Source organism: Bradyrhizobium lupini, from assembly GCF_040939785.1.
GTDB classification, from domain to species: Bacteria; Pseudomonadota; Alphaproteobacteria; order Rhizobiales; family Xanthobacteraceae; genus Bradyrhizobium; species Bradyrhizobium canariense_D.
Genome location: NZ_CP162553.1, coordinates 1,750,670 through 1,771,396, shown reverse-complemented (window position 1 = coordinate 1,771,396; position 20,727 = coordinate 1,750,670). Strand labels below are relative to the sequence as shown.

Genomic DNA, 20,727 nt, shown 5'->3' with positions numbered 1-20,727 from the left:
AGCGAAGCAGCAGCGAGCGTTGCGCTCGCCGCTTGGACGACGTGCCGGCGGGATACTGAAGTCTTGTCGTGATGTGTCATGACGATCTCCGCGATCTTCGATCTCACTGCGCGGAGACAGGCATCGTTGCAAAACGAGAGGACGCCGGTAGGGCCGGCGTCCTCGTAAGATGTTTACTTGGTCTGACCGACGCTCGGCGCCTTGCCGAGCTCCTTGGCCATGTCGAGATGGTGCTTGAGCGCCGGCAGCGTCTTGCCGGCCCAATCCTTCAGGTCGGAATTGTCGCCGCCCTTGGCGTAACGCTCGAACAGCGAGACCGCGTCCTCATGGGCGCTGACCTGGTACGAATTGTAATCCGAACTGAAGTCCTTGCCATTCGCGCTCTTGAGCTTGTCGAGTTTGCTCTGATGCGAGCTGTCGAGTGCTGTCGGCAGCGTCGCCTGCACCTTGCCGCCGCTGACAAGGCCCTTAAGTTCGCTGCTGGTCTTGGTGTGGTCGGTCACCATCTGTTGCGCAAAGGTCTTCTCCTGCGCGTTGCCTTTCTGCTCGGCGAGCTTGCTCGACTCGATCTCGAACATATCGCTGATGGCGACTTCCTTGACGAAGTCGGCGGTGGCGGGCGCGACGCCGAGCGCCGAGTTGACGCCGGTTTTCTCGCCGAGCGACTGGGCGAGTGCGGGGCCTGCGAGCAGCACGCAAGCAGCTGCGATAATCATTCGTTTCATGGTCCGATCCCTCCGAATGGGCGCGCAGCCTCTCGCCGCGCGACGTTGCGCCCACCAACACACTGCAGCGGCCGGAGTTCCTAACGGCTAATCCGTCGGTCTCCGCCCGCTCCGCGGGTTGATTGGATCGGTAGGCTTGCGCCGAAGCCGTTCGGGCAGAAATGGCTCGCTCGGCGTGGCAGTGGCCTCGGCACGCACGTCTGCATGGCGTTGTGCCCGTTCATGCGGCGTCCGGTTGTCGTTGATCTGCCGCTTCACGTCGAGGCCATCCACGGGATCGTTGACGCCGTGCTGGATATCGCGGAAATCGCTCATGCTTCACCTCATTCGTTTCCAGGTAGGATCTTTTCCAGCACCTGCCGCGCCGCCCCCTTGATCACTCCGCTCTCGTTGGGATCGCCCTTCAGCAGCGCAAGCGAGAAGTTCTTGGCCTGCTGCAAGGTGATGTGCGGCGGCAGCGGCGGCACTTCGGGATCGGTCTTCACCTCCAGCACCACCGGCATCTCGCTCGCCAGCGCCTGCTCCCAGGCCGAGCCCAGCAGCCGCGGGCTGTCGACATAGATGCCGGAGAGGCCGATCAGTTCGGCAAAGCGCGAATAGGACACGTTTGGTATGCGCTGCGATGCCTCGAATTTCGGATCGCCGTTGATGACGCGCTGCTCCCAGGTCACCTGGTTGAGGTCTTCATTGTTGAAGACGCAGACGATGAAGCGCGGATCCTTCCAGTCGCGCCAATACTTGGCGGCGGTGATCAGCTCGGCCATGTTGTTCATCTGCATCGCGCCGTCGCCGACGAGTGCGATCACCGGGCGGTCGGAATGGGCGTATTTCGCGGCGAGCGCATAGGGCACCGCGGCACCCATCGAGGCGAGCCCGCCTGAGAGCGAGGCCGTCATGCCGCGGCGCATCTTCAGGTCGCGCGCGAACCAGTTGGCGCAGGAGCCGGAATCGCTGGTGACGATGGCGCGGTCGGGCAGGCGCGGAGACAGCTCCCAGGCGACGAGCTGCGGATTGACCGGTGCTGCGGGCTGATGTGCCCGATCATCGAGCGTCTTCCACCATTTCGCGACGTCGTCCTGGATACCCTGGCGCCAGGCGCCATCGCTCTTGGGTTTCAGTCGCGGCAGCAGGGCGCGCAGCGTCTCGGCGGCATCGCCGACGAGGCCGACCTCCATGGGAAAGCGGATCGACATCATGCTGGCGTCGATGTCGATCTGCACGCCGCGCGCCGCGCCTTCCTTCGGCAGGAATTCGGCATAGGGAAAGGCGGAGCCGACCATCAGCAGTGTGTCGCATTCCATCATCATGTTGTAGCTGGGTTCGGTGCCGAGCAGGCCGATCGAGCCGGTGACCCACGGCAGATCGTCGGGGAGCGCCGCCTTGCCGAGCAGCGCCTTGGCGCAGCCGGCGGACAAGCGGTCGGCGACCGCGATCACCTCCTCGGTGGCGTGGAGCGCGCCGGCGCCGATGAGCATCGCGACCTTCTTGCCGGCATTGAGCACCTCGGCGGCACGGTCGAGGTCAGCGTCACGAGGCTTGATGCTTGGAGCGCTATAGCCAATGCCGGAGTGCAGAGTGCCGTGAGCGCGCGGCGGGTCCTCGTAGGGCTCCTCCTGGATATCGTTGGGCAGGATGATCACCGTTGGCGTCCGCCGGGCCAGCGCGATCCGGATCGATCGATCGATCAGATGCCGGATCTGCGCCGGCGAGGAGGCCTGCATGACGTAGGCGCCAGCCACATCCTTGAACATCGAGACGAGATCGAGTTCCTGCTGATATTGCCCGCCCAGCGCATTGCGTGCCTGCTGGCCGACGATCGCGAGCACGGGCTGGTGATCCAGCAGGGCATCGTAGAGCCCGGTGATCAGATGCGAGGCGCCGGGGCCCGAAGTTGCGATACAGACCCCGAGTTGGCCAGAGAACTTCGCATAGGCGCTCGCCATGAAAGCGGCCATCTCCTCATGCCGGGTCTGAACAAAGCCGATCTTGCCCTCAGCACGCTGAAGGGCTCCGAACACGCCGTTGATGCCATCGCCAGGATAGCCAAAGAGGTGGCGCACGCCCCATTGATGCAGACGTTGAACGATGAAGTCGGAGACGGTCTGGGACATCAAGGGCGGCCCTTCGTTTTCCGGTATTTGGTTTCCGGGATTTGAAGTTGAGAGAACCACCCGTTTCCGGCGATGTTCCTCAAGTCTGACGGAACATGCCGGAACGATCGCGCACCTCTTCGGGTTGTCTCCACAACTGGCTGAGTGGAGAATTGAGATGTTGAATCAGGGTGAACTGGACCAAAACGAGATGGGTCGGTTGATCGGCAGCGACAAGGTCGAGGGAACATCGGTCTACGGTGCCGATCGCAACAAAATCGGCTCGATCGAACGCGTGATGATCGACAAGATCAGCGGCAAGGTGTCCTACGCCGTGCTCGGCTTCGGCGGATTTCTGGGCCTCGGCAACGACCACTATCCGCTGCCGTGGCAGTCGCTGAAATACGACACGGAGCTCGGCGGTTACGTCACCGGCATCACCACCAAGGAACTGGAAGGCGCGCCCAAATACGGCGAACGGAGTGATTGGAACTGGGGTGATGACGCCGCGGTTCGCGGGATCAACTCCTATTACGGTGTCCCCTTCGCGTAAGCGTTTCCAACGAAAGGAAGCTCGATGAGCAAGGAATGGCCTAACGACGATCCCCGGCAGCAGAGCGACTGGGGTTCGCACAAGCAGACGGACAAGCCCTGGAAGGGCACTCCGGAAAAGGAGCAGGGATCGGACGAGGTGAAACCCGATCTCGAGAAATGGCACGCGACGAAGACGCACTGAGACCGGGTGCGCTTCCCATGAGATATCGAGGCGAGCGCGGCATGCACTGTGCCGCGCTCGCTTTTTGGGCAGGCGTTCACGAACGCGATGGTGCTCGCAACAAGCGGAACCATGATCAGGAGTTGCAGTTGGGCTCGCGGCGCGTGTGCCGGCTTGGCGGCTCTGCCGCCAGTTTGATCCCCGAGAAAGGTGTTCACCGTGGATGCTCAAACACGGGAGCGTGGACCGTCCGCGGAGCAGCCGCAGAGGGCGAAGGAAGCTCCGAAGATATCTCCTGATCAGGCCCATGACGCCACGGACTCGAAGCCGGCCAAGGCGCCGTCGCTTCGCGAGCATTGGTTGCTGGCAAGCGTTGGCACCATCGTCTTGCTCGCGGCCCTTATCGGCGGAGTGCTCTATTGGCTCCAGGTGCGCCACTATGAATCCACCGACGATGCCTTCGTCGCCGCGCGCAGCTTTTCCGTGGCCTCCAAGGTTGGCGGCTACGTGACCGACATACCCGTGACGGACAACCAGCATGTCAAAGCCGGGGACCTTCTCGCCAAGATCGACGAGCGCGACTATCGCATCGCCATCGATCAGGCCAATGCGCAGGTCGCGGTCGCCAGGGCGAACATCGCCAATGTCGAGGCGCAGATCGTCTCCCAGCAGGAGCAGATCAAGCAGGCGGAGGCGCAGCTCGAACAGGCCCAGGCCCAGCTTCAGTTCTCGCAGGAAGAATTCGCGCGCGCCCAGGATCTGGTCGAGAAGGGCGCCGGCACCGTGCAGCGCCAGCAGCAGACCCGCTCCGATCTTCAGGCGCAGCAGGCCAACACGGAACGCGCGAAGACCGCTGTGACGGCCGCGCAGGTCGGCATCAAGACGCTGCAGGCGCAGCTCGAGGGCGCCCGGGCGCAGCTCCAGCAGTCGCAGGCGCAGCTCGATCAGGCCAAGCTGAACCTGCAATATACCAGCGTGGTTGCGGCGCAGTCCGGCCGCGTCGTCAAGCTCAGCGGCGCCAAGGGCACTTTCGTGACAGCCGGACAGAGCCTGATGATGTTCGTGCCTGACGAGGTCTGGATCGTCGCCAACTACAAGGAGACGCAGCTCAACGACATGCGGCCGGGTCAGCCGGTCGAGATCCGCATCGATGCCTATCCCGCGCGCAAGCTCACCGGCCATGTCGACTCCGTGCAGCCGGGCTCCGGCACCGCGTTCAGCCTGTTGCCGGCGGAGAACGCCACCGGAAATTACGTCAAGGTGGTGCAGCGCGTGCCGGTGAAGATCGTGGTCGACAGCTGGCCGGCCGATCTGCCCGTTGGTCCCGGCATGTCGGTCGTGCCCTGGACCAGGGTGCGATGACCGACACGGCGCAGGGCAGTGCATCCGCGGGCGGCTGGTCGCCGGAGCGCTCGGCGGCGGGCGGTCATAATCCCTATCTCATCGCGTTCGTCGTCTCGATCGCGACCTTCATGGAGGTGCTCGACACCACCATTGCCAACGTTGCCTTGCGCCACATCGCCGGTGGGCTTGCCGTCGGCATCGACGAGAGCACCTACGTCATCACCAGCTATCTCGTCGCCAACGCCATCGTGCTGTCGATCTCGGGCTGGCTGTCGACCGTGATCGGCCGCAAGCGCTTCTACATGATGTGCGTTGCGATCTTCACGGTCTCCTCGCTTTTGTGCGGCTTCGCCTGGAATCTGCAGGCGCTGGTGCTGTTCCGAATCCTTCAGGGCCTTGGTGGCGGCGGCATGGCGACCAGCGAGCAGGCGATCCTCGCCGACTCCTTCCCGCCGCACAAGCGCGGCCAGGCGTTCGCGATCTATGGCGTCGCGGTCGTGGTCGCGCCCGTGGTCGGTCCGACGCTCGGCGGCTGGATCACCGACACCTACACCTGGCACTGGGTGTTTCTGATCAACGTCCCCATGGGATTGCTGTCGCTGTTCCTGGTCGGCACGCTGGTCAAGGAGCCCTCGGGCGCGGAGGAGGAGAGGGAGAAGCTGCTGAGCAAGGGCCTGCGCGTCGACTATGTCGGCTTCCTGCTGGTCGCGATCGGGCTCGGCTCGCTCGAATACGTGCTGGACGAGGGCCAGCGCAACGACTGGTTCGGCTCGAACATGATCGTGTTCTTCGCGGTACTTTCGGCCATGTCACTGCTTGCGCTGATCCCGTGGGAGCTGACGCGGGAGGATCCCATCGTCGATCTCCGCCTGCTGGGCCGTCGCCAGTTCGCCGCCTGCTTCCTGGTCATGCTTGCGACCGGCGCGGTGCTGATCTCGACGACACAGCTTTTGCCGCAACTGCTCCAGAGCGATTTGAACTACACCGCCATGCTGGCCGGTCTCGCTTTGTCGCCCGGCGGCGTCGCGACCCTGGTGCTGATGCCAGTGGTCGGCCGCCTCGTCAGCAGCGTGCAGCCGAAATATCTCATCATGTTCGGTGCCGCCATCGTCGCCTTCTCGATGTGGCATCTCACGGGCCTTACCGGCGATATCACCTACGGCTATGCCGCGATGTCGCGGATCTTCCTCGCGCTCGGTCTTCCTTTCCTGTTCCTGCCGGTCACGACCGCGTCCTATGACGGTGTGCCGCCCGACAAGACCAACCAGGCGTCGGCGCTGATCAACGTCGCCCGCAATATCGGCGGCTCCATGGGCGTCGCGCTGGCGCAGACAATTCTGGCGCAGCGCCAGCAATTCCACCAGAGCCGCCTGATCGAGCACGCCGCGCCATCGGACCTCGGCTATCAGCAGACCATCGAGATGATGACCCGCTTCTTCCAGGCTCAGGGCTCGAACGCGAGTGATGCAGCCTCGCAGGCGGTCGCCTGGGTTGGGCGCACCTTGCAGCAGCAGGTCGATTTGCTCGCTTATATCGACGTGTTCTGGACGCTCGCGATCATCGCGGTGCTGATGATCCCGACCGCCGCGGCGCTGCGCCCGATCAAGCTGGGCGCTCCCGCGCGGGGGCATTGAGCCTACGGCCGTTCTGAGAGAAATGGCGAGAGAGAAAGGATGACCGCGGCGCAAAAGTCCGGCTAGACTGGCGCGAACGTCAAGCAAAAGCCCGGGAGGTAATTTAAGTGAAGACCGCGATCACCGAACTGTTCGGCATCGAGCACCCCATCATCCAGGGCGGCATGCATTTCGTCGGCTTTGCCGAGCTGGCGGCTGCCGTCTCCAATGCCGGCGGACTCGGCATCATCACCGGTCTCACGCAGAAGACGCCGGAGCTGCTGGCAAAAGAGATCGCACGCTGCCGCGATATGACCGACAAGCCGTTCGGCGTGAACCTCACTTTCCTGCCGACCTTCGCCGCGCCGCCTTATCCGGAATACATCGCCGCCATCGTCGAAGGCGGCATCAAGTCCGTGGAGACCGCCGGCCGCAGCCCGGAAGCCTACATGCCGGCGCTGAAGGCCGCCGGGATCACGGTCATCCACAAATGCACCTCGGTGCGCCACTCCTTGAAAGCCGAGCGCATCGGATGCGACGCGGTCAGCGTCGACGGCTTTGAGTGCGGCGGCCATCCCGGCGAGGACGACATTCCCAACATGATTCTGCTGCCGCGCGCGGCGGAGGAATTGAAGATTCCGTTCGTCGCATCCGGCGGCATGGCGGACGGCCGCAGCCTCGTCGCGGCGCTGTCGCTGGGGGCGGCCGGCATGAACATGGGCACGCGCTTCATCGCGACCAAGGAAGCCCCGGTGCATCAGAACGTCAAGAACGCGCTGGTCGCGGCGACCGAACGCGACACCCGCCTCATCATGCGGAGCCTGCGCAACACCGAGCGCGTGCTGAAGAACGCCAATGTCGACCGCCTGCTCGAGATTGAACGCGAGAAGGGCGACAAGCTGAAGATCGACGACATCCACGACCAGGTCGCGGGCGTCTATCCCAGGATCATGCTGGACGGGCAGATGGACGCCGGCGCCTGGAGCTGCGGAATGGTCGCAGGCCTCATCCACGACATCCCCACCTGCAAGGAACTCGTCGACAGGATCATGGCTGAGGCGGAAACCATCATCCGTACCCGTCTAATGGGGTTTCTTGAAGAGACGGGTGCACCGCGAAAGGTCGCCTGACACCGCCAAACTTCTTAACCACGGCGGCAGCTGACCGCTGGAATTGCGCGCGACGCCTCCTAAATAGAGGTAAATTACCTCTTAACAATCAATTTCAGGAGGCGTCCGTGATTCTGAAGAGCGCTCCTTTTGCAATGGCCGTTGCCCTCGTGCTCGCATGGGGCGGCGTCGCGCGCGCTGACGACTACAAGCCCGACGACTATCTCGGCCTCGATCTTTCGAAGGCGGTGTTGTCGCCCAAGCGGCTCGGGCCCGAAACCCGGTTCGCGCCTGTCGCGCTGGAGGCGCGCGGTGGCAACGAGGCGCAGGCGCGCGCCGAGCCGGTCGACGTGCCGAAGAAGGTCGCCGCCGAACGCGTGCGCGTGTCGGAGCCGAAGGTCGCGCACGTCAAGCCCGCGCAGCCACGCGGCGCGGCACGCACCAAGCTCGCGCATCGCCACGGCAATCCGCTCGACGCGCAGGCGATGGACACCCGGATCCAGACCTGGCCGTGCCGCAGCGGCGGCATCTGCAACTGGAAGCACTAGGTCAGCTCCGAGCCGTCATCCGGCACGTTGCAAAACCGTAGGCCCGCGGTCAAGAAACCGTAAGCCGGGGGACGGTGAGGAAGCACCTAACCCGATCTTGATTGGCCGCCGTGCGTCTGCCGCACTATGCTGTCCGCTCCCGCCACCTCTTTTCCATCCCCGAAGAGTCTGCTCACGCAGCATCGCTGCTGGCCTCCGGCGGGCCGAACGATGTCAGGAACTTGTTCATGGATAATCTCAAGACACAGGGCATCAGCATGCCCAAGCTCGGCCTCGGGACCTTCCGCATGCAGGGCGATACCTGCCGCGCGGCGGTCGAGAGCGCACTGTCGATCGGCTATCGCCATATCGATACCGCCGAGATGTACGGCAATGAAGAACCGATCGGCGCGGCGCTCGCCGCGGCCCGGCTGCCGCGGGGCGAGCTGCACGTCACGACGAAAGTCTGGCACGAGAACCTCAGCCCCGACGCCATCCGTCGCTCTTTCGACGCCAGCCTGACCAAGCTCGGGCTCGATCATGTCGACCTCTATCTCGTGCACTGGCCGTCCAAGGCGGCGAACTGGGGTGCTGTGTTCGAGACCTTGATGACGCTGAAGCAGGAGGGGCGGACGCGGGCGATCGGCGTCGCCAATTTCACCACGGCGCTGCTGAAGATCGCGGTCGAGGACATCAAAGCGCCGATCGCATGCAATCAGATCGAATACCACGCCATGCTCGATCAATCGAAGGTGCTGGCCTATCTCAACGCCAAGTCGATCCCGCTGGTCGCCTATTGCCCGCTGGCGCAGGGACGCATCGCGTCAGATGCGGTGCTGGCCGAGATCGGCGCCAAGCATAATGCAACTGCGGCGCAGGTCGCGCTAAAACGGCTGCTGGACCAGGACGGTGTCGCCGCGATCCCGAAAGCCTCGCGCCGAGAGAGCCAGCAGGCCAATCTCGACGCGCTGAAGATCACGCTCGACGATGCCGACCGCAACAAGATCGCCGCGCTGCCGAAGGACAGGCGCTGCGTCAATCCCGGCTTCGCGCCGGCATGGGACTGAGAGTCGACGCTGGGCCGCACCGCCGGACCCTCTCCCCTTGTGGGAGAGGGTGGCTCGCCGCGCAGCGGCGAGACGGGTGAGGGGTCTCTCTCCGCGCGCACATTTGTCAGTTTGAATTCGCCGAGGGATACCCCTCATCCGGCGCTTCGCGCCACCTTCTCCCACAAGGGGAGAAGGAAGAAGGCACGCAAAGAAAATGGCCCCGTGAAGGGCCATTTCCATATTGCGTTGCGCATTAGTCCCAATGATGACGGTGACCACGCTTGATCACGACGACGCGGTCGCGATGGCGCCAGCCGCGATGCCAGCCGTGATCGCGATGCATGCCGTATTCGGCGCGGGCGCCATACATGCCGTGATGATGACCACCGCGCTTGATCACTACCGTCTCCGCGCTGGCGAGCGTCGGCATTGCAACCGCGAGCGCGCCGACAGCGGCAAGCACATAACCAATCTTCTTCATGATGTCCTCCTCCAATGGAATGCAAATCTAAACGGCGCATTCGCGGGAACGTTCCGGAGGAATCGCAGGAGATTTCTGAACGCCTGTTCAGGTGGGTTAATCGCAGCGCTGTTGTGAAGGTGTTGGCGCGCCGGTCGCGACGTATTTGCGGTCCCTGATCGTGTACTCGCCGCGCTCACTGCGATTGTAGATTGCGCGCAAGCTGCCTTGCTTCGAGAGTAGGAGGCCGAACTCGCGGGTCTGCTGCAGCAAGGGGAAGTACACCATCACATTGAGTAGGCCGTCGGCGCTGACCATCGCCGATACCACTTCGTTTTCGTCCTTGGCCTCGCCGAAATTGCGCCGGTACATCACCCTTCCGTCCTTCCGGATCTCGTAAGTCAAGAGCGCTCCCTTATCGCGGTCGGGCCGGGCCGCGCAATCGACCGCCCATGAGCCGAGCAGGCCCCATTGCTCGACGGTCGCCGCAAGCGACTCGGCACCGGCCGCGGGCGTGAACGCAACCCACAGCACTGCTGCCGCGATAGAGCGGCACAAACAACGTCTCATGTCCTGAAAGGCCCCACCTGCAAAGAATTCCGAAGTGTAGCATCCCGCGCGCCATCGTCCACGCTGACCGCCATTCGCGCGCGAATTTGATCCGCGTCAATGAGGCAGCCCGTTTCCCCGGTAGGATGGCGCTCCCGAAGGGAAATTGGATAAACCGATGCTGAATCAAGTCAGGGATTTCGCAGGCGAGGTGCTGCCGGGGAGCTGCGCCGTGCCGCCTTATTCCGAGAGCGCGTTTCTGGCCGAGCTGGGCGACCGCTTGAAGTCCTCGCGCATGCGCTGCGTCCTGTCGCGGCGGGAGCTCGCCCGCCGCTCCGGGATATCCGAGCGCTACATCGCCCAGATCGAGGCCGGAAAGGGCAACGTCTCGATTGTGCTGCTGCTGCGGCTGGCCTCCGCGATCCACGGCAGCCAGCCCCAGATCGTCTGAAGGCTCAAGCTCGATTCTCCACATTGGCACTGCGGGCCGGCACGCCGAACTCCTTGCGGCAGACCTCGGCCAGCACGGCCACGCCCTCGCGGATCTGCTGATGCGAGGGGCTCGCAAAGCACAGCCGCAGTCGCGATCTGGAGTGGTTTTTGTCAGTCGACCATTCCGGCCCCGGATTGATCGATACGCCGGCGGCAAGCGCGGCCTGATACAGCTTCAGCGTATCCACCTGATCGGGCAGCTTCACCCACAGGAAGATCCCGCCCTTGGGCTCCTCGAACTCGGCGGCCGTCCCGAACTGCTCGTTGACGGCCTCCATCAGCGTATCAAGCTTGGTCCGTAGCGCCTTCGTCAGTGCCGGCACGTGGGTCGAAAAATGCGGCTTGCAATAGGCAGCGAGCACCATCTGCTCCAGCGCGCCTGAGCCGGCGTCCGTCTTCAGCGCCAGCATCCGCGACATCACATCCCAGGGCGCGACGATGAAGCCCACGCGCAGCGCCGGCGCGATCGACTTGGAGAACGAGCCGATATGGATCACGCCGCCGTTCGGGCTCATCGCATGGATCGCCGGCGGCCGCTGTCCCGACCAGACCAGATCGGCATAGCAATCGTCCTCGAAAACAGGCACGCCGTAGTCTGCCGACAGCCGCAACAGCTCGGTGCGGCGGCCCTCCGGCATGATGCTGCCGGTCGGGTTCTGCACGGTCGGAATGGTGTAGATGTATTTCGGACGGATGCCGCGGCCCTTGAGGTCGGCCAGCGTCGTGGCCAGCACGTCCATGCGCATGCCGTCGTTGTCGAGGGGAATGCCAATCACGTTGACTCCGAGCCGTGCCAGGCGGGTCAGCGAGCCCTGATAGCTATCCTGCTCGAAGATCACGGTGTCGCCGCGCGTCAGCAGCGTGGCGTTGACGAGGTCGAGCGCCTGCAGCGAGCCGGACACGATCAGGAGATCGTCGACCGTGCAGTTGATGCCGGCATCGCGCTTGAGTTTTGCCACCAGGAATTCGCGCAAGGGCAGATAGCCCTGGGGACCATGTGCCAGCCCGTAAGTGGCGAGCGAGCGGCCTTCGCGTTGCAGAGCCAGATTGGCCGCCTCGATCAGATCATCGAGCGGCACCTGCTCGGAGTCGTTGTTGCCGCCGACAAAACTGTATTTGGCGAGGCCCGTCCAGCGCGCAGAGGGGGCCGGCAGCCCTGCGGGAAACAGGGGCGCAAAATCGAAGCTGGACGTCATGGGAGCGTTCCTCGTTGTTTTCTTTTTGAGCCGGCCGGCGTTGCGTCGGCCATGCCTATTTCTTTTGCCCGCATCCGGCGGACAGACGGCCTTAGTTCTTGCCGGCCGTCCGGGTCGGACGGCCTTGGCTGATGAAAGCGTAATGCGCATTGGCGACGCCGCCAACCATCAAGGCCTCGACAGCAGGCTCGGCGATCTCGCTTGCTGCGGCCCAATCGACCAGGAAATTGGCTCCGGTCCCGCCGCGTACGTCGTCGGTCGGAATGAAGATCGAGACGGTGGCGAGGGGCTTCAACGCGACGGGCGCCTTCAGATAGCTCTCGACCTGCTTGCCTGCGGTGTCGAAATAGGCGATGCGTTTGACGACCAGCGGCTGGGTCTCGGAGGCGTTGTGCACGCTCAAGGTCACCGAGAAGTCGACGCGCAGCTTGCCCTGGCTCATCGCGACACTGGAATAGGCGGGCACGTAGAACCCGCCGGCGACGGCGAGTTCTTCTTTCGGCAGCGCGGTGAGGGAATCTGCAAAGTTTTGTTCGATATTGACCTTGGATTGAGCGGCTGCGGGCACGGAGCAGGCGAGGGGGCATAGCAGCAGTGCAGTGGCGAGCCCCATCCGCATGTGACGAATTGCTTGCTTGCCGCACCGCACTCGATCACTAGGGTGCGGCAAAACGGACCAATCTGGCATGCACGAGCTCATTCGCGACATCACTCTCTGTATCCTGTTTGCCTGGATGCTGGGCCTGCTTGCCCACTTCTCCAGGCAACCGCTGATCCTTGCCTATCTTATCGCCGGCTTCTGCATTGGTCCATTTGGCGCCGGCTGGGTCAAGTCGCAGGAATCGATCAGCGTCATCTCCGAGCTTGGCCTGATCTTCATGCTGTTCATGATCGGCCTGGAGATCGACCTGAAGAAGATCGTGCGGGCCGGAAAGGTCATCCTGTTCGCGGCGGGCGGCCAGCTCCTCGGCGGCTGCCTGCTCGGGGTGCTGTTCTTCGTCGGCATCGGCCTGTCGCTCGGGGGCGGACAGTTCGATGCGGTTTACCTCTGTGTCGCCTGCGCGCTGTCGAGCACCGTCATCATCGTCAAGGTGCTCTACGAGAAGCGCGAGCTCGACACGCTGCCCGGCCGCATCACCCTCGGCGTGCTGGTGCTCCAGGACATCTTCGCCATCCTGTTTCTGGCGGTGCAGCCGAGCCTTGCCAATCTGGAAATCAGCGTGATCCTGCTCTCGATCGGGCGGGTCGCAGTGCTGGTCGCCGCGGCACTGCTGGTGAGCCGCTACGTGCTGCCGCGCCTGTTTCACCAGATCGCCCGCCGCCCCGAGTTGATCCTGCTCGGCGCGCTCGCCTGGTGCTTCCTGGTCGCCGAGACCGCCGAGCGGCTGTCGCTGTCGCGCGAGATGGGCGCCCTGATCGCCGGCGTCTCGCTCTCGACCTTTCCCTATGCGCTCGATGTCACGGCCAAGGTCACCACGCTTCGCGATTTCTTCATCACGCTGTTCTTCGTCGCGCTCGGCATGACCATTCCCGTGCCCGGCCTCTCCGTGATCGGACTTGCCCTGATGATCGCGGCGTTCACGGTGGTGAGCCGCCTCGTGACCACCTTCGTCCCGCTCTATCTGATGAAGCAGGGCCTGCGCGCCAGCCTGTTGCCGGCCCTGAATCTCGCGCAGATCTCCGAGTTCTCGCTGGTGGTGATCCAGACCGGCGTTGCCGACCACCACATCGCAGCCCAGACGGCGAACGCGGCCTCCTTCGCCTTCGTGGTACTGGCGGTGCTCTCGACCTTCGTGATGACCCGCAGCGACGAGATCACCCGCTGGGCGATCGGTCCCCTGAAGCGGATCGGCCTGCGCGATCTCGACCACGGCAATGGCCACGGCGAGGAAGGACACGAGGGCCATGGCGAGGCGCGCCGCATCGTCATCCTCGGCTTTTTCCGTGCGGCGAGCGCGCTGCTGGCCGAGATCGAGCGGCAGGCACCGGTGCTGCTCGAGCAGATCACCGTGATCGACTTCAATCCCAATGTGTACCAGACGCTGCTGTCGCGCGGCCTGCACGTGATCTATGGCGATATCAGCAGCGCCGACACGCTGCTCCATGCCGGCGTCGGCAAATCCGAGATGATCATCCTCAGCGTCCCGGATGCGCTTCTGAAGGGTGCCAGCAACGAGAAGCTGGTCCGCCACGTCCGCACCCTCAACCCGACCGCCATGATCATTGCCACGGCCGATCTGTTGTCGGATGTAGACGAACTCTACGCGGCTGGCGCCAGCTATGTCACCGTGACCCGGCTCAGCGACGCCCATGAGCTGTTCACGGTGATCGAGGCCGCCCAGGCCGGCCTGTTGGCCGACAAGCGGGCCGAGCTCGATCAGCGGCTCGGCGAGCGGCGCGAAGTGCTGCCCTGACCGCTCCCGGCCGGCTTCTCACCGGGCTTAGGCCCGACGCGAGCCGCCCGTCGGGCAGGGCTGCGGTCCGGCATATGCGGTTGCGCCGGGGACACTAGCGCCCCGGCTCAAGTCCGGCTAAGCCTCCGGGCCATAACCGATAGAGATTGGGAAATGCCGGATAACGTCCAGGAAGTCTTGCAGGCCTTTGCCCGGGGTGAGCTCGTGGTCGTCACCGACGACGAAGACCGCGAGGGCGAGGGCGATCTGATCGTCGCCGCCTCGTTCTGCACCGCCGAGAAGATGGCGTTCATCATCCGCCACACCTCCGGCATCGTTTGCGCCCCGATCACCAGCGAAGATGCGCGCCGCCTGCGGCTCGATCCGATGGTGGCCCACAACGACTCAGCGCACACCACCGCATTCACGGTCTCGATCGACTACAAGCCCGACGGCGGCACCGGCATCTCGGCCGAGGAGCGCGCCTCGTGCTGCCGCGCGCTGTCCAATCCCAATGCCGGCGCCAACGACTTCGCCCGTCCCGGTCACATCTTCCCGCTGATCGCCAAGGACGGCGGCGTGCTGCTGCGCTCCGGCCATACCGAGGCCGCGGTCGACCTGTGCAAGCTCTCCGGCCTGCCGCCGGTCGGCGTCATCAGCGAGTTGATGAACGACGACGGCAGCGTGATGAAGGGCGAGCAGGTCGCCCGCTTCGCCGCCCAGCACAAGCTCAAGCACGTCACCATCGCCGACATGATCGCCTACCGCCAGGTGCGCGAGAAACTGATCGAGCGGGTCTCGACCTTCGTCACCGAGAGCCCGATCGGGCCGCTGCAGGGCTATGCCTACCGCTCGCCGTTCGATTCCATCGCCCATGTCGCCTTCGTCTACAACGGCGTCGGCGACGGCAAGAACGTCCTGACACGCTTTCACAAGCCGAACATCGTCAAGGACATCTTCACCGGCCACAAGCGCATGGCGGCGGTGCTCGAGCACTTCAAGAAATCGGGCCGTGGCGTTCTGGTCTATCTGCGCGACGGTGCGGCCGGTGTCCCTGTGGCGCCGCTGCCCGATGAGAGCGCGACCGAGGCCGACCGCAACCGCCAGTGGCGCGAAGTCGGCGTCGGTGCACAGATCCTGCGCGATCTCGGCGTCACCTCGATCCGGCATCTCACCTCCTCGGTGCACGACTACAAGGGCCTTTCGGGCTTCGGCATCGAGATCGTCGCCAACGAGCTACTCGAAAGCTAGCGCTGTCATCCAGGGGTGCGCGAAGCGCATCCCCCGAGGCGCGCCTCGCGGGTCCCCGGGAATCACGCAGACCCGTACATCTGCAACGCAATTGCACTTGTTGCCGCGGCGCTTTACTTTGTCGGGCAAATTTTGACGGAACCAGACGAAAGGACGTTTCATGACCGCGCGCCCTCAGGCCAAGGACAAGCCGGCTTCGGCTTCTTTCCAGTGGGACGATCCGTTCCTGCTCGACGAGCAGCTCACCGAAGACGAGCGCATGGTGCGCGACACCGCGCGCGCCTACGCCCAGGACAAGCTGCTGCCGCGCGTCGCCAAGGCCTATCTCGAAGAGAAGACGGATCGCGAGATCTTCAACGAGATGGGCGAACTCGGCCTGATCGGCATCACGTTGCCGGAGGAATATGGCTGTGCCAATGCAGGCTATGTCGCCTATGGTCTGGTCGCGCGCGAGATCGAGCGGGTCGATTCCGGCTACCGCTCGATGAACTCGGTGCAGTCCTCGCTGGTGATGTATCCGATCTACGCCTATGGCGACGAGAACCAGCGCAAGAAGTACCTGCCGAAGCTCGCCAGCGGCGAGTGGGTCGGCTGCTTCGGGCTGACCGAGCCTGATGCCGGCTCCGATCCGGCCGGCATGAAAACGCGCGCCGAGAAGGTGTCGGACGGCTATCGCCTGACCGGCAGCAAGATGTGGATCTCGAACGCGCCGATCGCCGACGTGTTCGTGGTCTGGGCCAAGTCGGCCGCGCACGACAACCAGATCCGCGGCTTCGTGCTGGAGAAGGGCATGAAGGGCCTGTCGGCACCGAAGATCGGCGGCAAGCTGTCGCTTCGCGCCTCCATCACCGGCGAGGTCGTGATGGACGGTGTCGTGGTTCCGGAAGACGCGCTGCTGCCCAACGTCTCCGGCCTGAAAGGCCCGTTCGGCTGCCTCAACCGCGCCCGCTACGGCATTTCCTGGGGCGTGCTCGGCGCGGCCGAGGACTGCATGCACCGCGCCCGCCAGTATACGCTCGACCGCAAGCAGTTCGGCAAGCCGCTCGCCGCGACCCAGCTCGTGCAGAAGAAGCTCGCGGACATGCAGACCGAGATCGCGCTGGGCCTTCAGGGCTCGCTGCGCGTCGGTCGCCTGATGGACGAGGGCAAGTTCGCTCCCGAGATGATCTCGATCATGAAGCGCAACAATTGCGGCAAGGCGCTCGACATCGCCCGCGTCGCGCGCGACATGCACGGCGGCAACGGCATCTCGATCGAGTATCACGTGATGCGCCACGTCCATAACCTCGAGACCGTCAACACCTACGAGGGCACCCACGACGTCCACGCCCTGATCCTGGGCCGCGCGATCACGGGCATTCAGGCGTTTTTCTGAGCAAACCGCCCCAGTGTGGGATGCGACTGAACTCTCCAATCGCGTCATGGCCGGGCTTGTCCCGGCCATCCACGTCTTAGACCACGCGAAGAACGTGGATGCCCGGCACGAGGCCGGGCATGACGAAGTCAGCAAGGTACGAGCAAGCCATGTCCGACAACGACGACGTCCCGTTCAACCGCGACTTTCCGCTGAAGCCCGGCATCGTCGAGGAAGTCCGCCCCGGCGTGCGGCGCGTGCTCTGTAACAATCCGAGTCCGTTCACTTTCACCGGCACGGTCAGCTACATCGTGGGCCGGGGCAACGTCGCGATCATCGATCCCGGTCCGGACGACGAGGCGCATGCGGCGGCGCTGCTCGATGCCGTCAGCGGCGAGACGGTGAGCCATATCTTCGTCACCCACACCCACCGCGACCATTCGCCGAACACCGCGCGGATCAAGCGGTCGACCGGCGCGCCAGTTTACGCCGAAGGCCCGCACCGCGCCTCGCGCCCGCGCTTCGAGAGCGAGAAGCACAACCCGGAATCCGGCGCCGACCGCGACTTCGCGCCCGATATCAGGATCGGCCATGGCGACGTGGTCGAAGGAGATGGCTGGCGGCTCGAGGCCGTGGCGACACCCGGCCATACCGCCAATCACCTCGCTTTTGCCTGGTCCGAGCGAAAATTCAACTTCGTCGGCGATCACGTGATGGGGTGGTCGACCTCGATCGTGGCCCCGCCCGACGGGTCGATGATCGACTACATGGAATCGCTGGATCGTCTCGCCGCGCGCGAGGAGGATGTGTATTTCTCCGGTCACGGCCCCGAAATTCCGGACGGTCCGCGCTTCGTGCGCTTCCTGATCCGTCACCGCAAGGCGCGCGAGGCCTCCATCCTGCACCGCCTTGCCAAGGGCGAGACCGACATCCCGACCATGGTCCGGGCGATCTATATCGGCATCGATCCGAGGCTCACCACGGCGGCGGGCTACTCCGTGCTGGCGCATCTGGAAGACCTGGTCGCCCGCGGCGTGGTGGCGACGGACGGCGATCCCGTGATCGGCGGGACCTATCGGATGGCGAACGCTTAGCCTACCGTCACTTCTTCACCGTCTTCGCCGGCGCCTTCGGCGGCGCCACCGGCGTCTTCTTCACCGGCTTGAGTGCGTCGGCATCGGCGGCGGTGTTGAGATCGTCGATGAATTTCTTCACGCGTGCGGCGTTGCTGCCGAGGTCGCTCTCGAAATAGCGCGAGGCGGAGCGGATATCGACGCGGGAATCCTCGCCGTCGGGCACGACCCGGATGGCGATGTCCTCGCGGAAACCCATGATCGGTGAGCGCGCCACCGCCTCGATGCGGCCGATGCGGCGCGGGGGCTGCGGCGCGCGCTCGTCGATGATCAACCATTTGCGCTTGTTGACCAGCTGAAGCGCGATCGCATAGGCGCGGTCGACTGAAATCTCGAGCTCGATCGGCTCGATATCGGGATAGAATTGACGCTGCTGCTCGGCCGAATAGAGGCCGGCATACACAGCGGTATTGGCACCATCGCCGGTGCGCAGGCGGGCCAGGGCGTCGAAGCGCGGCGGGTCGATCGGGTCGGTGGTGATGTCGTGGATCGCCGGCAGCTTGCGGTATTGCAGGCCGAGATAAGCGGGATAGGCGAGGATCGCGCCGTCGATCAGGAACGCAAGCAGGATGCGCGCCATGCCGCGCGAGCCGTTCTGCCAGATCGCGGCGAAGCCGGCGAGCCCGAACAGGATCGAGAGCGCGGCAATCCCGAGCCCGCCGAAGAAGGTCGCGAGCGCCGGCTTCATCTCCAGGAAGCCGAACCGGACGATGATGATCGAGACCACCACCGCCACCACGGCGAACACGGCCAGATTGCGCGCCCAGCTCGCGAGGCTGGAGACGGGCTCCGACTGGTAGGGAGCGGAAAACCTGCGGGCCATCGGGTCAGCTCTGCCGGGATCTTGGGGACGGTGCCGGCCGATCTGGCACGACGATGGGCCGTTGAGACCACGGCCCGCGGGCAAATTCAAGAGTTCCGCAGAAGGCTGCATCGTCATGGCCGGGCTTGACCGGCCATTCACGTCTTTTTGCCATGAGGACGCGGATGTCCGGGCCGTCGCCGCGCCGAAGGGGCTTTGGCCCCGCAGGCGGGACGAAGCCCGGGCACGACGTCCGAGATGGCCTACGCCGCCGCGTTCGGGAAGCGGTATTCCCTAAACTGATCGCGCAGCGCGGTCTTCAGGATCTTGCCCGTCGCCGTGTGGGGGATACCGTCGACGAAGGCAACGTCGTCGGGCATCCACCATTTGGCGATCTTGCCATCCATGAACTTCAGGATGTCCTCGCGGCTGGCCTGCTGGCCCTGCTTCAGCTGCACGATCAGCAGCGGACGCTCGTCCCATTTGGGATGGAACACGCCGATCACGGCGGCTTCCGCCACCGCGGGATGGCCGACTGCGAGGTTCTCCAGCTCGATCGAGGAAATCCACTCGCCGCCGGACTTGATCACGTCCTTGGAGCGGTCGGTGATCCGCATGTAGCCGGCTTCGTCGATGGTCGCGACGTCGCCGGTGTCGAAGAAGCCGTCCTCGTCGAGAATGTTGGCGTCGACCCGGTAATAGGCCTTGGCGACGGCCGGGCCGGCGACCTTGAGGCGGCCGAAGGTCGTGCCGTCCCACGGCAGTTCCTTGCCGGCATCGTCGGTGATCTTCATCTCGACGGCGAACGGCGCGTAGCCCTGCATCTGGAGCACGTCGAGCCGCGCCTCGCCGGTCGCATTCTGGAACGGCGGCTTCAGCGCCGCGACGCTGCCGATCGGGCTCATCTCGGTCATGCCCCAGGCGTGACGGACGTTCGAGCCCATGTCGAGGAAGGCCTTGATCATCGAACGCGGCATCGCCGAGCCGCCGCAGATCACCATCTTCAGGTCCGGCAGCTTCAGATTGTTCGCGGTCATGTGCTGGAGCAGCATCAGCCACACCGTGGGCACGCCGGCGGTATGCGTCACCCTCTCGGTCGAGAGCAGCTCATAGACCGAGGCGCCGTCGAGCTTGGCGCCGGGCATGACGAGCTTGGTGCCCTGCGACGGCGCGGAGAAGGCGATGCCCCAGCTGTTGGCGTGGAAGAGCGGCACCACGGGAAGCATGGTTTCGGAGGCGCTGGTACCGAGCGCGTCGACATTGTTGGCCATCAGCGCGTGCAGCACGTTGGAGCGATGCGAATACAGCACGCCTTTGGGATCGCCGGTGGTGCCCGATGTGTAGCACATCGCGGCCGCCGTGTTCTCGTCAAAGTCCTTCCATTTAAACTTGCCGTCGGCCTCCGCAATCCAGTCCTCGTAGGCGACCACGTTCTTCAGCGTCGTCTGCGGCATGTGCGCCTTGTCGGTGAGCACGACATAGCGTTCCACGCTTGTCAGCTTGTCGGCGATCTTCTCCAGGACCGGAATGAACGTGATATCGGTCATCACGATGCGGTCCTGCGCATGGTTGATGATCCAGGCGATCTGCTCGGGGAAAAGGCGGGGATTGACGGTATGGCAGATGGCGCCGATCCCCATGATGCCGTACCAGACCTCAAGATGGCGCCAGGTGTTCCAGGCGATCGTTGCGACACGGTCGCCGAGCTTGATGCCGTCGCGCTCCAGCATCTGCGAGACCTTGAGCGCGCGCTTGTGGATATCGGCATAGGTGGTGCGATGGATCGGTCCCTCGACCGAGCGCGTCACGACCTCCTGCTTGCCATGAATCTTGGCGGCGTGTTCGATGATCCTGTGGCAGAGCAGGGGCCAGTCTTGCATCAAACCAAGCATTCCGTCGTTCCTCCGAGAAGCCGCTGGGCGGAT

At 64.3% G+C, this 20,727-nt stretch carries 21 protein-coding genes; 12 read left to right on the top strand and 9 right to left on the bottom strand.

Annotated features, from left to right (window positions below):
• Nucleotides 1–173: 173 nt before the first annotated feature.
• From AB3L03_RS08635 to AB3L03_RS08625, 3 genes are all read right to left on the bottom strand, one after another.
• Nucleotides 174–725 carry a DUF4142 domain-containing protein gene (locus tag AB3L03_RS08635; RefSeq protein ID WP_085352563.1) on the bottom strand — a complete coding sequence of 184 codons (552 nt, stop codon included), beginning with the start codon at nt 723–725 and terminating at the stop codon, nt 174–176.
• Between the two features lie 87 nt (nt 726–812).
• Complete coding sequence (locus AB3L03_RS08630) at nt 813–1,040, bottom strand: hypothetical protein (RefSeq protein WP_018456212.1); 228 nt, start codon at nt 1,038–1,040, stop codon at nt 813–815.
• An 8-nt stretch (nt 1,041–1,048) separates the two neighbouring features.
• Complete coding sequence (locus AB3L03_RS08625) at nt 1,049–2,836, bottom strand: thiamine pyrophosphate-requiring protein (protein ID WP_018456213.1); 1,788 nt, start codon at nt 2,834–2,836, stop codon at nt 1,049–1,051.
• A gap of 157 nt (nt 2,837–2,993) precedes the next feature.
• Between AB3L03_RS08625 and AB3L03_RS08620 the strand changes: the two genes are divergently transcribed.
• The 7 genes from AB3L03_RS08620 (at nt 2,994) to AB3L03_RS08590 (ending at nt 9,190) form a co-directional block, all read left to right on the top strand.
• Entirely contained in the window at nt 2,994–3,368 is a 375-nt protein-coding gene (locus tag AB3L03_RS08620) for a PRC-barrel domain-containing protein (protein ID WP_007594753.1), read from the top strand.
• A 24-nt stretch (nt 3,369–3,392) separates the two neighbouring features.
• A complete protein-coding gene (locus AB3L03_RS08615; protein WP_204513880.1) occupies nt 3,393–3,551 on the top strand; it encodes a hypothetical protein in 159 nt (52 codons plus the stop codon).
• 198 nt (nt 3,552–3,749) lie between these two features.
• On the top strand, nt 3,750–4,892 hold the full coding sequence (locus tag AB3L03_RS08610) for an HlyD family secretion protein (RefSeq protein WP_368508431.1): 1,143 nt from the start codon (nt 3,750–3,752) through the stop codon (nt 4,890–4,892).
• Complete coding sequence (locus AB3L03_RS08605) at nt 4,889–6,508, top strand: DHA2 family efflux MFS transporter permease subunit (RefSeq protein WP_018456216.1); 1,620 nt, start codon at nt 4,889–4,891, stop codon at nt 6,506–6,508. Before AB3L03_RS08610 ends, AB3L03_RS08605 begins: the two co-directional genes overlap by 4 nt.
• 107 nt (nt 6,509–6,615) lie before the next feature.
• Complete coding sequence (locus tag AB3L03_RS08600) at nt 6,616–7,617, top strand: nitronate monooxygenase family protein (RefSeq protein WP_018456217.1); 1,002 nt, start codon at nt 6,616–6,618, stop codon at nt 7,615–7,617.
• Between the two features lie 107 nt (nt 7,618–7,724).
• Nucleotides 7,725–8,144: a hypothetical protein gene (locus AB3L03_RS08595; protein WP_026233109.1), complete on the top strand. Its 420-nt coding sequence runs from the start codon at nt 7,725–7,727 to the stop codon at nt 8,142–8,144.
• Between the two features lie 227 nt (nt 8,145–8,371).
• Complete coding sequence (locus AB3L03_RS08590; protein ID WP_085352693.1) at nt 8,372–9,190, top strand: aldo/keto reductase; 819 nt, start codon at nt 8,372–8,374, stop codon at nt 9,188–9,190.
• A 235-nt stretch (nt 9,191–9,425) separates the two neighbouring features.
• Here AB3L03_RS08590 and AB3L03_RS08585 read toward each other — a convergent pair whose 3' ends face one another.
• The gene (locus tag AB3L03_RS08585; RefSeq protein WP_026233110.1) at nt 9,426–9,653 is read right to left on the bottom strand and encodes a hypothetical protein; all 228 of its coding nucleotides are present in this window, start codon (nt 9,651–9,653) and stop codon (nt 9,426–9,428) included.
• Between the two features lie 96 nt (nt 9,654–9,749).
• Nucleotides 9,750–10,202, bottom strand: coding sequence for a hypothetical protein (locus tag AB3L03_RS08580; protein WP_368508430.1), 453 nt, complete (start codon nt 10,200–10,202; stop codon nt 9,750–9,752).
• A 157-nt stretch (nt 10,203–10,359) separates the two neighbouring features.
• Here AB3L03_RS08580 and AB3L03_RS08575 point away from each other — a divergent pair, with 157 nt between their 5' ends.
• Nucleotides 10,360–10,632: a helix-turn-helix domain-containing protein gene (locus AB3L03_RS08575; protein WP_018456224.1), complete on the top strand. Its 273-nt coding sequence runs from the start codon at nt 10,360–10,362 to the stop codon at nt 10,630–10,632.
• Nucleotides 10,633–10,636: 4 nt separating this feature from the next.
• On the opposite strand, the gene AB3L03_RS08570 is transcribed toward AB3L03_RS08575, so the two are convergent.
• Nucleotides 10,637–11,869, bottom strand: a complete 1,233-nt coding sequence (locus AB3L03_RS08570; RefSeq protein WP_018456225.1) for a PLP-dependent aminotransferase family protein — start codon at nt 11,867–11,869, stop codon at nt 10,637–10,639.
• Nucleotides 11,870–11,960: 91 nt separating this feature from the next.
• Nucleotides 11,961–12,488, bottom strand: a complete 528-nt coding sequence (locus AB3L03_RS08565; RefSeq protein ID WP_204513887.1) for a DUF3124 domain-containing protein — start codon at nt 12,486–12,488, stop codon at nt 11,961–11,963.
• Between the two features lie 67 nt (nt 12,489–12,555).
• Here AB3L03_RS08565 and AB3L03_RS08560 point away from each other — a divergent pair, with 67 nt between their 5' ends.
• From AB3L03_RS08560 to AB3L03_RS08545, 4 genes are all read left to right on the top strand, one after another.
• Nucleotides 12,556–14,283, top strand: coding sequence for a cation:proton antiporter (locus AB3L03_RS08560; protein ID WP_085352555.1), 1,728 nt, complete (start codon nt 12,556–12,558; stop codon nt 14,281–14,283).
• A 153-nt stretch (nt 14,284–14,436) separates the two neighbouring features.
• Nucleotides 14,437–15,513 (top strand): 3,4-dihydroxy-2-butanone-4-phosphate synthase, encoded by a 1,077-nt coding sequence (gene ribB / locus AB3L03_RS08555; RefSeq protein ID WP_018456228.1) that lies wholly within the window; start codon nt 14,437–14,439, stop codon nt 15,511–15,513.
• A 160-nt stretch (nt 15,514–15,673) separates the two neighbouring features.
• Complete coding sequence (locus AB3L03_RS08550) at nt 15,674–16,888, top strand: acyl-CoA dehydrogenase (protein ID WP_007594720.1); 1,215 nt, start codon at nt 15,674–15,676, stop codon at nt 16,886–16,888.
• 149 nt (nt 16,889–17,037) lie between these two features.
• Nucleotides 17,038–17,961, top strand: a complete 924-nt coding sequence (locus AB3L03_RS08545) for an MBL fold metallo-hydrolase (protein ID WP_204513888.1) — start codon at nt 17,038–17,040, stop codon at nt 17,959–17,961.
• 7 nt (nt 17,962–17,968) lie between these two features.
• On the opposite strand, the gene AB3L03_RS08540 is transcribed toward AB3L03_RS08545, so the two are convergent.
• Together AB3L03_RS08540 and AB3L03_RS08535 are read right to left on the bottom strand one after the other, a co-directional pair.
• Nucleotides 17,969–18,823, bottom strand: a complete 855-nt coding sequence (locus AB3L03_RS08540; RefSeq protein ID WP_085352553.1) for a DUF1499 domain-containing protein — start codon at nt 18,821–18,823, stop codon at nt 17,969–17,971.
• A gap of 242 nt (nt 18,824–19,065) precedes the next feature.
• Nucleotides 19,066–20,694: a fatty-acid--CoA ligase gene (locus tag AB3L03_RS08535; protein ID WP_085352551.1), complete on the bottom strand. Its 1,629-nt coding sequence runs from the start codon at nt 20,692–20,694 to the stop codon at nt 19,066–19,068.
• Between the last annotated feature and the right edge of the window lie 33 nt (nt 20,695–20,727).

Coding starts and splice junctions, on each gene's coding strand:
- AB3L03_RS08575 (WP_018456224.1), top strand. CDS start 10,360: ATGCTGAATCAAGTCAGGGATTTCGCAGGCGAGGTGCTGCCGGGGAGC.
- AB3L03_RS08630 (WP_018456212.1), bottom strand. CDS start 1,040: ATGAGCGATTTCCGCGATATCCAGCACGGCGTCAACGATCCCGTGGAT.
- AB3L03_RS08635 (WP_085352563.1), bottom strand. CDS start 725: ATGAAACGAATGATTATCGCAGCTGCTTGCGTGCTGCTCGCAGGCCCC.
- AB3L03_RS08545 (WP_204513888.1), top strand. CDS start 17,038: ATGTCCGACAACGACGACGTCCCGTTCAACCGCGACTTTCCGCTGAAG.
- AB3L03_RS08570 (WP_018456225.1), bottom strand. CDS start 11,869: ATGACGTCCAGCTTCGATTTTGCGCCCCTGTTTCCCGCAGGGCTGCCG.
- AB3L03_RS08565 (WP_204513887.1), bottom strand. CDS start 12,488: ATGCGGATGGGGCTCGCCACTGCACTGCTGCTATGCCCCCTCGCCTGC.
- AB3L03_RS08625 (WP_018456213.1), bottom strand. CDS start 2,836: ATGTCCCAGACCGTCTCCGACTTCATCGTTCAACGTCTGCATCAATGG.
- AB3L03_RS08560 (WP_085352555.1), top strand. CDS start 12,556: ATGCACGAGCTCATTCGCGACATCACTCTCTGTATCCTGTTTGCCTGG.
- AB3L03_RS08535 (WP_085352551.1), bottom strand. CDS start 20,694: ATGCTTGGTTTGATGCAAGACTGGCCCCTGCTCTGCCACAGGATCATC.
- ribB (WP_018456228.1), top strand. CDS start 14,437: ATGCCGGATAACGTCCAGGAAGTCTTGCAGGCCTTTGCCCGGGGTGAG.
- AB3L03_RS08580 (WP_368508430.1), bottom strand. CDS start 10,202: ATGAGACGTTGTTTGTGCCGCTCTATCGCGGCAGCAGTGCTGTGGGTT.
- AB3L03_RS08540 (WP_085352553.1), bottom strand. CDS start 18,823: ATGGCCCGCAGGTTTTCCGCTCCCTACCAGTCGGAGCCCGTCTCCAGC.
- AB3L03_RS08605 (WP_018456216.1), top strand. CDS start 4,889: ATGACCGACACGGCGCAGGGCAGTGCATCCGCGGGCGGCTGGTCGCCG.
- AB3L03_RS08615 (WP_204513880.1), top strand. CDS start 3,393: ATGAGCAAGGAATGGCCTAACGACGATCCCCGGCAGCAGAGCGACTGG.
- AB3L03_RS08620 (WP_007594753.1), top strand. CDS start 2,994: ATGTTGAATCAGGGTGAACTGGACCAAAACGAGATGGGTCGGTTGATC.
- AB3L03_RS08590 (WP_085352693.1), top strand. CDS start 8,372: ATGGATAATCTCAAGACACAGGGCATCAGCATGCCCAAGCTCGGCCTC.
- AB3L03_RS08585 (WP_026233110.1), bottom strand. CDS start 9,653: ATGAAGAAGATTGGTTATGTGCTTGCCGCTGTCGGCGCGCTCGCGGTT.
- AB3L03_RS08550 (WP_007594720.1), top strand. CDS start 15,674: ATGACCGCGCGCCCTCAGGCCAAGGACAAGCCGGCTTCGGCTTCTTTC.